This window comes from Paracoccus sp. (in: a-proteobacteria), from assembly GCF_030538655.1.
Taxonomy (GTDB): domain Bacteria; phylum Pseudomonadota; class Alphaproteobacteria; order Rhodobacterales; family Rhodobacteraceae; genus Paracoccus.
This window is the reverse complement of record NZ_JAUNTO010000027.1, coordinates 19,293-31,641: the sequence shown is the minus strand read 5'-3', so window position 1 is coordinate 31,641 and position 12,349 is coordinate 19,293. Positions and strand designations below refer to the sequence as shown.

At 64.5% G+C, this 12,349-nt stretch carries 14 protein-coding genes and 1 pseudogene; 5 read left to right on the top strand and 10 right to left on the bottom strand.

What is annotated here, in order from left to right:
• A pseudogene (locus Q4G22_RS14175) lies at positions 1-139 on the bottom strand (acyl-CoA dehydrogenase); the annotation flags it as partial.
• A gap of 112 nt (positions 140-251) precedes the next feature.
• Positions 252-593, bottom strand: a complete 342-nt coding sequence (locus Q4G22_RS14170) for a zinc ribbon domain-containing protein YjdM (protein ID WP_303386541.1) — start codon at positions 591-593, stop codon at positions 252-254.
• 264 nt (positions 594-857) lie between these two features.
• On the opposite strand from Q4G22_RS14170, the gene Q4G22_RS14165 reads away from it, so the two are divergent.
• On the top strand, positions 858-1,997 hold the full coding sequence (locus tag Q4G22_RS14165) for an acyltransferase (protein ID WP_368661482.1): 1,140 nt from the start codon (positions 858-860) through the stop codon (positions 1,995-1,997).
• A gap of 15 nt (positions 1,998-2,012) precedes the next feature.
• On the opposite strand, the gene pgeF is transcribed toward Q4G22_RS14165, so the two are convergent.
• From pgeF to lgt, 3 genes are read right to left on the bottom strand one after another with little or no spacing between them, the layout of a single operon-like run.
• On the bottom strand, positions 2,013-2,768 hold the full coding sequence (gene pgeF / locus Q4G22_RS14160) for a peptidoglycan editing factor PgeF (protein ID WP_303386543.1): 756 nt from the start codon (positions 2,766-2,768) through the stop codon (positions 2,013-2,015).
• Entirely contained in the window at positions 2,761-3,819 is a 1,059-nt protein-coding gene (locus Q4G22_RS14155) for a class I SAM-dependent methyltransferase (protein WP_303386540.1), read from the bottom strand. Before Q4G22_RS14155 ends, pgeF begins: the two co-directional genes overlap by 8 nt.
• Positions 3,816-4,670 (bottom strand): prolipoprotein diacylglyceryl transferase, encoded by an 855-nt coding sequence (lgt, locus tag Q4G22_RS14150; protein ID WP_303386539.1) that lies wholly within the window; start codon positions 4,668-4,670, stop codon positions 3,816-3,818. Before lgt ends, Q4G22_RS14155 begins: the two co-directional genes overlap by 4 nt.
• Positions 4,671-4,784: 114 nt before the next feature.
• Here lgt and Q4G22_RS14145 point away from each other — a divergent pair, with 114 nt between their 5' ends.
• A complete protein-coding gene (locus tag Q4G22_RS14145; RefSeq protein WP_303386538.1) occupies positions 4,785-5,039 on the top strand; it encodes an accessory factor UbiK family protein in 255 nt (84 codons plus the stop codon).
• Here the strand turns inward: Q4G22_RS14145 and Q4G22_RS14140 are convergent.
• Positions 5,030-5,338 (bottom strand): DUF6476 family protein, encoded by a 309-nt coding sequence (locus tag Q4G22_RS14140; protein WP_303386537.1) that lies wholly within the window; start codon positions 5,336-5,338, stop codon positions 5,030-5,032. The two genes, Q4G22_RS14145 and Q4G22_RS14140, sit on opposite strands and share 10 nt — an antisense overlap.
• On the opposite strand from Q4G22_RS14140, the gene Q4G22_RS14135 reads away from it, so the two are divergent.
• The 3 genes from Q4G22_RS14135 to Q4G22_RS14125 all read left to right on the top strand — a co-directional run bounded on the left by Q4G22_RS14135 (position 5,337) and on the right by Q4G22_RS14125 (position 8,456).
• Positions 5,337-6,362, top strand: coding sequence for an RluA family pseudouridine synthase (locus Q4G22_RS14135; RefSeq protein WP_303386536.1), 1,026 nt, complete (start codon positions 5,337-5,339; stop codon positions 6,360-6,362). The two genes, Q4G22_RS14140 and Q4G22_RS14135, sit on opposite strands and share 2 nt — an antisense overlap.
• A 43-nt stretch (positions 6,363-6,405) precedes the next feature.
• A complete protein-coding gene (gene rpoH / locus Q4G22_RS14130; RefSeq protein WP_303386535.1) occupies positions 6,406-7,311 on the top strand; it encodes an RNA polymerase sigma factor RpoH in 906 nt (301 codons plus the stop codon).
• 71 nt (positions 7,312-7,382) lie between these two features.
• On the top strand, positions 7,383-8,456 hold the full coding sequence (locus Q4G22_RS14125) for a hypothetical protein (protein WP_303386534.1): 1,074 nt from the start codon (positions 7,383-7,385) through the stop codon (positions 8,454-8,456).
• A gap of 3 nt (positions 8,457-8,459) precedes the next feature.
• On the opposite strand, the gene Q4G22_RS14120 is transcribed toward Q4G22_RS14125, so the two are convergent.
• The 4 genes from Q4G22_RS14120 to Q4G22_RS14105 all read right to left on the bottom strand — a co-directional run bounded on the left by Q4G22_RS14120 (position 8,460) and on the right by Q4G22_RS14105 (position 12,323).
• Entirely contained in the window at positions 8,460-9,449 is a 990-nt protein-coding gene (locus Q4G22_RS14120) for an SPOR domain-containing protein (protein ID WP_303386533.1), read from the bottom strand.
• A gap of 107 nt (positions 9,450-9,556) precedes the next feature.
• Positions 9,557-10,192, bottom strand: a complete 636-nt coding sequence (upp, locus tag Q4G22_RS14115; protein ID WP_303386532.1) for a uracil phosphoribosyltransferase — start codon at positions 10,190-10,192, stop codon at positions 9,557-9,559.
• Positions 10,189-11,154 carry an adenosine deaminase gene (locus Q4G22_RS14110; protein ID WP_303386542.1) on the bottom strand — a complete coding sequence of 322 codons (966 nt, stop codon included), beginning with the start codon at positions 11,152-11,154 and terminating at the stop codon, positions 10,189-10,191. Before Q4G22_RS14110 ends, upp begins: the two co-directional genes overlap by 4 nt.
• A complete protein-coding gene (locus Q4G22_RS14105; protein WP_303386531.1) occupies positions 11,145-12,323 on the bottom strand; it encodes a phosphopentomutase in 1,179 nt (392 codons plus the stop codon). The genes Q4G22_RS14110 and Q4G22_RS14105 overlap by 10 nt, the downstream gene beginning before the upstream one ends.
• Positions 12,324-12,349: the final 26 nt, after the last annotated feature.

The following is a 12,349-nucleotide window of genomic DNA, read 5'->3' as shown; positions in this document are numbered from 1 at the left end:
CGACCCGCGGGGCCAGCCGGTCGGCGGCAAAGGCCGCCGCGCTGTCACGCACCATCCGCTCATCCTCGGTCAGTTGATCGTCCAGAAAAAACGGATCGTCCCAACTGAACGGACCGCCCTTGTGCGATTTGCTGGACATGAGACCCCTCCTCTGGAGTTGCAGCAGATTTTCCTGCGAAACTTTTCTGGGCAAAGGGATAAGCCGACCAAGGCCGGGCCGTCAATCAAGCCATCCCGCCGCACCGGGCGGATCAGTCCGCGACCTTTTTGACGAACTGCGACTTCAGCCCCATCTGGCCGATGCCGGGGATCTTGCAATCGATGTCGTGATCGCCGGCCACCAGACGGATGCCACGCACCTTGGTGCCGACCTTGACCACCTGCGACGACCCCTTGATTTTCAGATCCTTGATGACCGTTACCGTGTCGCCATCGGCAAGGATATTGCCCACGCTGTCCCGCACCCGCGCGACGTTATCTTCGGTTGCGCCGGGCTGCCATTCATGGCCGCATTCGGGGCAAACCAGCAGGGCGTCCATCTGATAGGTATGGACCGAGGCACAGGCGGGGCACGGGGGCAAGGTATCGCTCATACCCACAGCTATAGCCCCGGCATAAGGGCGAGGCCAGCCCCGCTTGCCCGGCAAGGAAACGGCTTGGGCGCGAATCAGTTATTAGCGAAAGCGAAATACCTGCCAGGACATAATATTCAAATGACAATCAGGGGATGATCCACCCCGCCGATCAGCATTTCCATAAGTTGAAAAAGCGCCTGTTCCCCCTGATTCCCTTGGCATCTTAGCCGACCAATCCTTAACAAACCGTTAATCAGTTTTATCTTTAGTTCGACAGTTACCATGGTTGACCTTAACAGCAGCATCCCGCATGCGCAGTTGACCGGCATCAATTTCGCCGAATTGCCCTCACTCAACCGACAGACCTCAGACTCCATGCGGATCGCAAGGGTTCTGTGTATCGTCTTTATGATGACCACGCATATATGGCCGGGCTGGGGACGCCTTCTGGCTGCCGATCATGGCACCGTCTGGAATATTTTCACCCTCATCATCGTCGATTATCTGGGCCGCGCCTCGGTGCCATTTCTCAGCCTCGTGTCGGGCATTCTTTTTGTTTATACATTCCGGCGCAAGAATTCGGTCGCCCGCGTGCTGGCTGACAAGTTCATGACGCTGATCCTGCCTATGGCGCTGTGGTCCATTCCTGCCCTGCTTTTACTGGCGGCGAAATATCATCTTAAGGGCACCGATCTGGTTGACTGGCCCAATGGCCTGCTGGCCTGGACCTCGCAGTTCCTGTCGATCCACGGGGCACCGGCAAACGGACCGCTGCATTTCCTGCGCGAGATCTTTTTGTGCTGCCTGTATGCCACGGCGGTGCTGTTGCTGCTGGGCAAATCGCGGCTGGCCGGGGTGACGCTGGCCGTCGTGATCGTCGCAATCGAGATGCAGCCCCAGCTCGGAGTGCTGTTCCGCTGGTATGTCGCGGCATTTTTTCTTGGCGGTGTCATGCTTGCTGCCTTCGGGCGGGCCAACTGGACGCCCGGTTGGGGGCTGATCGTGGCACTGTTGGCGGCTGATGTCCTGCTGCGGACCGGGATCATAGCCGGGATACCCGAGATTGCGCGTAACAATCAGGAAATTCTGCACCGCCTGGCCCTGTCGATGCTTGCCTGGCGTTTTTGTGCCAGTCTGGCAAATGGGTGGCCGCGCGTCGCTAGTTCCCTGAAATCGTTCGAGCCGTATGTCTTTGTTATCTTCTGTTCACATATGCTGACGATCACGATCTTTGCCGGTGTCGCCATGGCGATGGCATGGCACGAAAGCCAGCCCCTCTATCCGCTGATGTTCGCCGCTCAGCTTGTGGCCTGTATCGTGGTCGGCATCGTGCTGACAAAACTGCTGCAACCCTTCCCCGTGCTGCGCGGCAAAGGCAGCTGGACCGCGATACCCAACATGGGCCGCCAGACCGCCGCCTGATGTCACCCACAGCTTTTACAGCGAGATGGCAGAGATCAGGCGACCATAGTCCTTTTCGCCGCGATGTGTCGCGCGGCGAAAGCTGAAAAAGCGCGCCTCGTCGGAATAGGTGCAATGCCCGCTCCATTCCGCCTGCACTCCGGCGGCGCGCAGCCGTGCCAGCCCGTAAGAGGGCAGGTCGAACATCGGCTTGCCATTCGGGCCACCGGCGAAAAACCGTTCGTTTTCGGGATCATCGGCGGTAAAGTTGTCCATGAAATCCCAGCCGACTTCATAGGCGCGCTGACTGATCGTCGGCCCGATCACGGCGCGGATGTTTTCGGCACCGGCGGCGCGCATGGCATCGACCACGGCATCCAGCACACCGTTCATCGCGCCCTTCCACCCGGCGTGGGCGGCGCCGATCACCCCTGCATCCGGATCGGCCAGCAGCACCGGCTGGCAATCGGCGGTCAGCACCGCCAGCGCAAGACCGGGGCACGCCGTCACCAGCGCGTCGGCCTGAATCTGCGCGATCTGGTCGGGGGCGTCGCCTTCGGCAATCGTCACGACATCGGGCGAATGCACCTGATGCGCCGTCACCAGATCGTCGGGCGCCACGCCCATGGCCTCGGCCACGCGGCGACGGTTGACGGCCACGATCTCGGCCAGATCGCCCGAGCCGCGGCCACAGTTCAGCCCCGCATACAGCCCCGAGGACGCGCCGCCCTTGCGGGTAAAGAACCCGTGCCGCAGCCCCCCCAGCAGGGGATGAGTCAGGATTTCAAGCATTGTCTGCATCCTCGTCCAGCACCTTTGTTCCGGGGACGGGGGGGGCGCCTTGCGGCCAGATGGCCAGCACCTTGAACAACTGTCCCATTTCTGCCGGGTCGGTCAAGCGTTTCAACGCGGCATCCGCCCCCGCATCGCCCGCCGCCGCCAACCGCGCCGCCCGCTGCCCCGCGCCAAGCGCGCGCAGCCAGTCGCCCTGCGTTTCCATCGCCGACACCTGCGCCCCCACCGACCGCGCCGACCGCGCCAGCGGGGCGAAATCAACATGCGCCGTCAGATCGGCCAGCCCCGGCTCGGCCAGCGGATCGACGGGGGCATGGTGGCGCAACGCCTGAAACGTGTCGCCCTGCCCGTCCCAATTGCCATAGTCGATAAGGATCGCCGCCCCGCCATGTGCCGCGATCCGGCCCGCAATCGCGGCCACGATCCCCGGCGCGGCGGAGCAGATTTCATGCACATCGCCCGCACGGCCCGCCCGCGCCAGCGGCACCGGCGGTGACAGCGCAAAGGCCAGCCGCCCGCCGTCCAGCGCAACCATGGTTTCCGCCCAAGCCTGCCCGTTGTGCCGAAACTGGCGAATCGGCAGCGCATCAAAAAACTCGTTCGCGATCAGGAACAGCGGCTGATCGGGCAGATCCTCGGCGCGGTCCAGATGCAGCACCTGAGCCAGCCGGTCGCGCTGCACCTGCCGCAGATGCGGCGAGACCTCGATCAGCGTGACCTGCGCGGCCTCGGCCATGCCGGGCACCACACGGATGGCGCGCAGCGCATCGGCCATCAGCGTGCCGCGCCCCGGCCCGATCTCGGCCAGCGTAAAAGGCGCGGGGCAGCCCTGATCCAGCCAGGCCTGCGCCAAGGCCAGCCCGCACAACTCGCCGAACATCTGGTGGATTTCCGGGGCGGTCACAAAATCGCCAGCCTGCCCGAACGGATCGTGCGTGGCGTAATAGCCATGGTCGGGATGCAGCAGACAGGTCTGCATGTAATCGGCCAGCGTCATCGGCCCCTCGGCGCGGATACGCCCTGCAAGGATCGCCGCCAGCGCGGTCATGCCGCCCGCGCGCGCCAGATAAAGAACAGCCCGATCAGCAGCATCGGCAGCGACAAAAGCTGCCCCATCGACAGGCCGGCAAAGACATGGCCCAAGGGGTTGTCCGGCGTGATGAACTGGGCGTCAGCCTGCCGGAAAAACTCGACAAAGATGCGCGCGGCGGCATAGCCGGCCAAAAACACGCCAAGCGCCAGCCCCGGACGGCGCAGGCCACCCGCGCGCACCAGCAGCAGCAGGATCAGCCCCAGGGCCAGCCCCTCCAACCCGGCCTCATACAGCTGGCTGGGGTGACGGGCGCAGGGGCCGGTGATGCCGGGGCAATGCTGCGCGGCCTCGCCGGGGAAAATCACCCTCCAGGGCGCATCGGTCGGGCGGCCCCACAGCTCGGCATTGATGAAATTGGCAATACGGCCGAAAAACAACCCGACTGGCGCAACCACCGCAAGCGAATCAGCCAGCCGCAACGGCGCGATGCCCTGCGCGCGGGCATAGAGCGCCGCGGCGATCACGACGCCCAGAAACCCGCCATGAAACGACATGCCGCCCTGCCAGACCTGTAATATCTGCCCCGGATTGGCCAGATAATAGGCCGGTTCATAGAACAACACAAAACCCAGCCGTCCGCCGATGACGACGCCCAGAATGATCCATGTCAGCAGATCATCGACCTGTTCAGGCCGCATCGGGGCCTGTCCGCCCCAGATCGCCGGGCGGCGCATCATCGCGATGATCGCCCGCCAGCCGATCAGCAGCCCGGCCAGATAGGCCAGCGCATACCAGCGGATCGGAAAGGCCCAGTCACCAATGCGGATCGTGACAAGATCGGGGGAAATGTCGGGAAAGGGGATCATCGCGGCTCCTTGTATCGGTGAAGGGATAAGGCGGCGGCGGGCCGTGTCAACCCGCGCCATTGACCACGCCTCGCCCGCGCCCCATATCACGGCAAACCGTGAAAGGACCACGACATGAGCGCGCAAAACCGCATCTTCGACGACCTGTCCAGGCTGATGACAAACGCCATGGGCGTGGCTCAGGGCGCCCGGAGCGAGGCCGAAACCGCGATGAAATCATGGATCGACCGCTGGCTGGCGGAACGCGATTTCGTCACCCGCGAAGAATTCGAGGCAGTGCGCGAAATGGCGATCAAGGCGCGGGCCGAAAACACCGAACTGCGCGCCCGTCTGGACGCACTGGACAGCAAAGGCGCGGATCAGGGCTGAACGCTGTCGCGCAGCGCGCCTGCCCGGTCATACAGCAGCACCTGTCCGCTCTCCGTCACCACCACGATCCAGTCGCGGGCAAAGGTGACGGCGGCGGCGGTCTGCCCCTCGGGCAGCGCGATCTGCGCCGGCAGCTCCGGCAAAGGCGCACCGCCGCCAAGCCGCAGCCACAGGATCGCCACGATGGCGATCATGCCAAGCCCCATGACCACGCTGAGCGCCGTGACCAGCATCCGCAGAAATCCCAATTCCGGCACGGCTTTCGCCGTCTCGCGCCAGTCGTTATGATCGTCAGCCATGCCCGACCTTTTCGTTACCATCCCCGAAGGACCGCCCGAACGGCTTGATAAGGCGCTTGCCAGCGCAGTGCCAGAGGATGCGGCCCTGTCGCGATCACGTCTGGCGCGGCTGATCGCTGATGGCGCGGTCATTGGTCCCGATGGCCCGATGCGCGACGGCAAGGCGCGGATCACCGGCGGGTTGGATCTGCGCATCAGCCTGCCCGAACCCGAGCCTGTGGAAACTCGCCCGCAGGCAATCCCGCTGAACATCGTCTACGAGGACGATGACCTGATCGTGATCGACAAACCCGCCGGCATGGTTGTCCACCCCGCGCCGGGCAGCCCCGACGGCACGCTGGTCAACGCGCTGCTGGCCCATTGCGGCGACAGCCTGTCGGGCATCGGCGGCGCGCGGCGGCCCGGCATCGTGCATCGTATCGACAAGGACACCTCGGGCCTGCTGGTCGCCGCCAAAAACGACCGCGCCCATCACGGCCTTGCCGCGCAGTTCGAGGCGCATACGGCGGCCCGCCGCTATCTGGCGCTGGCGCATGGGGTGATCGACGCGGGTGACGCGCGGTTGCGCGGCCTGCCCGGCACCGCCTTCGAGGATGGCGGCGTGCTGCGCATCACCACCCGGCTGGACCGCCACGCCAGCGACCGGCAGCGGCAGGCGGTGTTTTTCGACCGGGGGCGGCACGCGGTAACGCGGGCGCGGATGATCGAGGCATTCGGCACCCCGCCTGCCGCCATGCTGGTGGAATGCCGGCTGGAAACTGGGCGCACGCATCAAATCCGCGTGCATCTGACCCATTGCGGACTGCCGCTGATCGGCGATCCGGTCTATGGTGGATCGCGCCGGGCCTCGGTCCGGTCTCTGGGTGCGGCGGCAGCAACGGTTGCGGCTTTCCCACGTCAGGCGCTGCACGCGGCGCATCTGGGCTTTGCCCATCCAGTGACGGGGGCGCATCTGGAATTCGACAGTCCGCTGCCCGACGATATGGCCGGTTTGCTGGCCGCACTGCGCGGGGCGGAACCATAAGCTGCCGTCCCGCGTTCATACCACACCCGCGAAAGTTGTTGTCATGGCCAATTATACCAGTCTTCCCGCCCCCAGCCCCGAACAGGGCCTGAACCGCTATCTTCAGGAGATCCGCCGCTTTCCGCTGCTGGAACCGGAAGAGGAATATATGCTGGCCAAGGCTTGGGCCGATCACGAAGACAGTGCGGCAGCGCATAAGCTGGTGACATCGCATCTGCGGCTGGCGGCCAAGATCGCCATGGGCTATCGCGGCTATGGCTTGCCGCAGGCCGAGGTGATTTCCGAAGCGAACGTCGGGCTGATGCAGGCAGTGAAACGCTTTGACCCGGAAAAGGGCTTCCGGCTGGCGACCTATGCGATGTGGTGGATCAGGGCCTCGATCCAGGAATATATCCTGCGGTCGTGGTCGCTGGTGAAGATGGGCACCACGAGTGCCCAGAAAAAGCTGTTTTTCAATCTGCGCAAGGCCAAATCCCGCATCGGCGCGTTAGAGGAAGGCGACCTGCGCCCCGAAAACGTCGCCCAGATCGCCCATGACCTGAACGTGACCGAACAAGAGGTCATCGACATGAACCGCCGCCTGTCGGGCGGCGATGCCTCGCTGAATGCGCAGGTCGGGGCTGGCGACGGGGAATCCACCGCGCAGTGGCAGGACTGGCTGGAGGATGAAGACGCCAATCAGGCCGAATCCTATGCCGAGGCAGACGAATTGGGCACCCGGCGCGAAATGCTGGCTCGGGCGATGGACGTGCTGACCGACCGCGAACGCGACATCCTGATGGAGCGCCGCCTGCGCGACGATCCGATGACGCTGGAGGATCTGTCTGGCCGCTATGACGTGTCGCGCGAACGCATCCGCCAGATTGAGGTGCGTGCCTTTGAGAAATTGCAGGACCGGATGCGCGTTCTGGCCCGCGACAAGGGGATGAGTGTTCCCGAAGCTGACTAAGGCCACGCCCAAAGATGCCTGTTTAGGCGAACAGCAAACGGCTGGCACCCGCGCGCGATTGACCCGGCGTCTTGGCTGGCTATGGTCAGGGTGGGGTGAATGACGGGGCGAAAGACCTTGCGGGCATGACGGCGCTGACGGAATTTGAACGGCTGGAAGCCGCCGGAAACTGGCGCGTCACGCCCGAAGCGCGGGCGCGCGAAGTCGTCGTGTCGGTTGGCGATGCCACGCTGATCCTGAAAGACCCAAAATCCGAAACGCCCTTGTCGCATTGGTCCTTGCCTGCGGTGACACGGCTGAACCCAGGTCGGCTGCCTGCGGTTTATGGTCCCGGTGGCCAAGGCCGCGATGAGCGGCTGGAAATCGACGATGCCTTGATGATCGGCGCGATCGAGCGGGTGCATAAGGCGATTGAAACACGGCGCGGTCATCCGGGCCGCGTGCGCGGCGGTCTGACGGCACTGGCAGCGGTGGCCATGCTGCTGGCTGCGGTGCTGTGGCTGCCGGATGCTCTGGTGCGCCACGCCACCCGGATCGCGCCGCCTGCACAGACCGCCGAGATTGGGCGGCATGTTCTGAACGAGATCGAGCGATCCACCGGCGCGGCGTGTCATCGTGACGGGGGCGATGCCGTTCTGGCGCATCTGGGGCCGCGCTTGCTGGGTCAGGGGGCGCGGGTGGTTGTGGTTCCGGCAACGGTTTCAGGCGCGCGGCGATTGCCGGGCGACCTGTTCGTGGTTGGCATCAATCTGCTGGCTGACGGGTCTTCGGTCGATGCGCTGGCCGGACATCTGCTGGCCGCCGCGCTGGAGGCTGACGATGATGATGTGCTGTTGGCCGCCTTGCGCCGTGCTGGCCCTCGGGCGGCGCTGACGCTGTTGACTTCAGGGCAGTTACCCAAAGGGGCGCTGCCCGGTTATGGCGAAGAAATCCTGTCGCACCCTGCCCCGCGCCCGGATGATGAAACCATGCTGGCAGCATTCACGACGGCTGGCATTTCCAGTCAGCCCTATGCGCGATCTGTGGACCCAAGCGGCGAAACGGTTCTGGGTCTGATTGAGGCTGATCCGATCCGGCCCGGCACGATCACCGTGCCCTTGCTGACCGAACCGCAGTGGCAGGCGTTACAGCAGATCTGCGACTGAGAGCTATTGCGCCACCGCACTGCGATAGCCGCGCCCGCGCAGATCGTTCAGGGCCGCGATCACCGACTGGCGGTCCGACAACGGGCCAGCCAAAACCGCCACAGCATCGGTGCCATTGACCCTGGATTTGCCACGGGACACCGGATAGCCCAAAGCGGTCAGGCGCGCGATCACATCATCAGCCGCCTTTTGATCGGCAAATCGGCCCATCAGCACATATCGGGCCGAAGCAGGCACCATTTCCGGGCGCAGCGGTTGCGGGCGCCGCACAGCCAAGGGCGCATCCGCCTTGGCCGCAGTTGCGCGATGCGGTGCCGTCGCCTGACGACGCGACGTCGATGATGGCGCAATATCAGTGGATGCGGCGGGGGATTGGCGGGATTTTGTGGCGAGCATACCGATTTGCGCCTTGGCAACGCGGGCATTTGCCACTGGCATCGGCGCCAGTTCAGGCGCGGTCAGCCCGGCGCAAAAGCCCTGCGTCACGTCATGGCCCAATGTCGGCAAACGACGCCCCTGCCCTTCATATCCCAGCAGGGCACAAAGCCGGTCGTTCGGGCGCAGCCCCGCCGTCATACCGGCACGCAGCGCCGGGGCAGCCGCAACCATCGCATCCAGTTCGGCCAAAGGGCCGCTGGCGGGGCGCGGCGTCGGGGCGGCCGGGCGAATTTCTTCGCGCAGGGCGCGGTCATCGGTCAGTTCGCCATCACGCAAGCCAGCCGCCAGCGTGGCCATCAACCGCTGTTCCGGGCTGATCGGCGCCGGTTCAGGCATTCGCGGCAGCACACCGGAATCGACGCGACGCAATACGGTCGAAGGAGGAAAACCGCAAACGGGCTGGTCATCCGGCCCCAGACGGGCACGCCAGCGGCCATCATGGCGCTGGAAAACACAGCCCCGGCTGTCGATATATTGCGCGCTGACAAAATCTGGCGGCGGCATTTCGGCCGGGCGTGGTTCGGCCCAAGCCGCACCGCCCCAGCACACCGCCATTGCCGCCAAAATGATCCTGCACACACGCCCCAACACGCCCAGCCCACCTGATTCGTTCCACTTGGATCAGACTTAGGCCAAAAGCGATAAGCAGGGGTTAACGCGGCCTATTTCGTGCCGAACATCCGGTCGCCCGCATCGCCCAGACCGGGCACGATATAGCCATGATCGTTCAGTTTTTCATCCAGAGCGGCTGTAAAGATCGGCACGTCCGGGTGGGCTTGCCGCATCCGCTCCACCCCCTCGGGCGCGGCCAGAAGGCACAGAAAACGCAGGTTTTTCGCCCCCTCGGCCTTGAGCATATCCAGTGCCGCCACCGAAGAATTTCCGGTGGCCAGCATCGGATCGACGACGATGGTCATGCGCGCATCAAGTTCTTTTGGAACTTTTGAGTAATATTTGACGGGTTGCAGGGTTTCCGGGTCGCGATACAGCCCGATAAAGCCGACCCGCGCCGCCGGGATCAGTTCAAGAATGCCGTCCAGCAGACCGTTCCCCGCCCGCAGAATGGAAATCAGCGCCAGCTTTTTGCCCTCGATCTGCGGGGCGTCCATTTCGCACATGGGGGTTTCGATGCGGGTCGTGGTCAGTTCCAGTTCACGCGTCACCTCGTAGGCCAAAAGCAGGCTGATTTCGCGTAAAAGCCTGCGAAAACCGTTGGTTGAGGTGTCTTTCTGCCGCATGATGGTCAGCTTGTGCTGCACCAGCGGGTGGTCGATTACGGTCAGGTGAGGGGTGGTCATTCGAACTCCTTTCGCAGGCGGTCACGGGTGGCGGCGTCACAAAAGGCTGCGTCGGCAGCCCATTGATTGATCTGGCGAAATTCGGCGTCACCCCAGCCGAAGGCGTCGGCGAGGCGGTCGTATTCCTGCACCATCGTGGTGTGAAAAAACGGTGGGTCGTCCGTCGAAACGGTCACACGAACGCCCGCGTCAGCCAGCCGGGCGATGGGATGCGCGGGCCAATCAGGATAGAGGCCAAGCGCGATGTTTGACCCCGGACAAACCTCCAACGTCACCCCCTGTTCCACCAGATCACGGACCAGCGCGGCGTCCTCGATGGCGCGGACGCCGTGGCCGATGCGGCTGACGCCGAGGGCCAGCGCCTGCCGGATGCTGTCCGGGCCGCCCCATTCGCCGGCGTGGCAGGTCAAGCCCAGCCCGGCTTCGCGCGCGCAGTCGAAACTCCATGCGAAATCAGTGGCTTTGCCGACGGCTTCTGCCCCGCCAAGGCCCAGCCCCGTAACCCAGCCGCCCGCCGTTTCCGCCGCGCAGATGGCGGATTTGCGGGCACGTTCGGGGCCGAAATGGCGGATCGGGGTTACAATGGCGCGGCTGTCGATGCCATGCGCGCGCATCCGGTCGGCGGTTTCCTCCATCGCGGCCAGATAGTCGCGCCATGCGGGCAGATCAGCACCGCCGCAAAACTCGGGCGAAACGAACAGTTCGGCATAGATCACCCCGTTTTCGGCACAGTTTTCCAGCACCACGGCCAGCAGGCGGGCGTAATCCTGCGGGGTCTGGATCAGCGCCGTCGCAGCCTCATAAACACGCAGGAAGTCGTGGAAATCCTTGTAGGCGTAATGACCATGCTGATCGAAAATGGCGGGCAGATCGGCACGCTTTTCGGCGGCCAGACCCCGGATGAACGCGGGCGGTGCGGCACCTTCCAGATGCAGATGTAGTTCGATTTTCTTCATAGAAATGAGCGTCCGTATTTCGGAGCAGGCAGACCCAGATGCGCCATCACCGACGCGCCGATGTCGGCATAACCGACCTGCCCGATGGCGCGCGGCCCGACGCCTGCACCCAGCACCGGCACCCGTTCGCGCGTGTGGTCGGTGCCGTGCCAGGTCGGGTCATTGCCGTGATCGGCGGTAAAGATCGCCAGATCGCCGGGGCGCAACGCCGCGATCAGCCGACCCGCCACGGTGTCGAACCATTCCAGCGCCTGCGCATAGCCCTGCACGTCGCGGCGATGGCCATAGATACTGTCAAATTCGACGAAATTGGCGAAGGTCAGGCTGCCGGGTTCGGCCTCATCCGCCAGTCGGATCAGGTGGTTGGCCAGATCAGCGTCAGAGCGGCCCTTGTGCAGCCGCCCGATGCCGCGATGGCTGAAGATGTCGCCGATTTTGCCGATGGCGTGGGTGGCGCGACCTTCCCCCGCCGCGATGTCCAGAATGGTGTCGCCGGGCGGGGCGATAGCGTAATCGTGGCGGTCGGGGGTGCGGCGAAAGGCGCCGGGCGCGCCCTCGAACGGGCGAGCGATCACGCGGCCGACGCGCATGGCGTGAACGATGGGGGCGAGCGTTTCGCACAAGGTCAGCAGGCGATCCAGCCCGAAGGCATCCACATGCGCGGCGATTTGCAGCACGCTGTCGACCGAGGTGTAGCAGATCGGCCAGCCGGTTCGCAGATGTTCCTCGCCCAGATCCTCGATGATCTCGGTGCCAGAGGCGTAGCGGTTGCCCAGAGTGCCATCCGTCCCGGCCAGTTCGCAGATGCGGGCGGTCAGGTCAGGCGGAAAGGCGGGCCGGGTGTTCGGGAACACGTGCCAATCCCACGGCACCGGCACCCCGGCGATTTCCCAGTGACCCGAGGGGGTGTCCTTGCCCATCGACACTTCGGTCGCGGCACCCCACAGGCCCTGCGGTTGCGCGCCAAGGCCGGGCGCGTCCAGCCCCGAGGCCAGCTTGATCGCCGCGCCAAGGCCAAGCCGGTCGAGGTTCGGCATATGCAGCGGGCGGGCCTTGGCGATATGGCCGATGGTATTGGCGCCGGTGTCGGGACGGCCCTCGTTAAAGAACTGGTCCGCATCGGGCGCGCCACCGATACCGGCCGAGTCCATGACGATCAGGAATGCGCGAGTCATCAGCGTTGCTTTCATGCGTATTTGGG

Coding starts and splice junctions, on each gene's coding strand:
- Q4G22_RS14140 (WP_303386537.1), bottom strand. CDS start 5,338: ATGGCTGACGATCATAACGACTGGCGCGAGACGGCGAAAGCCGTGCCG.
- Q4G22_RS14170 (WP_303386541.1), bottom strand. CDS start 593: ATGAGCGATACCTTGCCCCCGTGCCCCGCCTGTGCCTCGGTCCATACC.
- Q4G22_RS14155 (WP_303386540.1), bottom strand. CDS start 3,819: ATGACCGCGCTGGCGGCGATCCTTGCAGGGCGTATCCGCGCCGAGGGG.
- rpoH (WP_303386535.1), top strand. CDS start 6,406: ATGGCCAATTATACCAGTCTTCCCGCCCCCAGCCCCGAACAGGGCCTG.
- Q4G22_RS14165 (WP_368661482.1), top strand. CDS start 858: ATGGTTGACCTTAACAGCAGCATCCCGCATGCGCAGTTGACCGGCATC.
- Q4G22_RS14145 (WP_303386538.1), top strand. CDS start 4,785: ATGAGCGCGCAAAACCGCATCTTCGACGACCTGTCCAGGCTGATGACA.
- upp (WP_303386532.1), bottom strand. CDS start 10,192: ATGACCACCCCTCACCTGACCGTAATCGACCACCCGCTGGTGCAGCAC.
- lgt (WP_303386539.1), bottom strand. CDS start 4,670: ATGATCCCCTTTCCCGACATTTCCCCCGATCTTGTCACGATCCGCATT.
- Q4G22_RS14105 (WP_303386531.1), bottom strand. CDS start 12,323: ATGACTCGCGCATTCCTGATCGTCATGGACTCGGCCGGTATCGGTGGC.
- Q4G22_RS14135 (WP_303386536.1), top strand. CDS start 5,337: ATGCCCGACCTTTTCGTTACCATCCCCGAAGGACCGCCCGAACGGCTT.
- pgeF (WP_303386543.1), bottom strand. CDS start 2,768: ATGCTTGAAATCCTGACTCATCCCCTGCTGGGGGGGCTGCGGCACGGG.
- Q4G22_RS14120 (WP_303386533.1), bottom strand. CDS start 9,449: ATGGCGGTGTGCTGGGGCGGTGCGGCTTGGGCCGAACCACGCCCGGCC.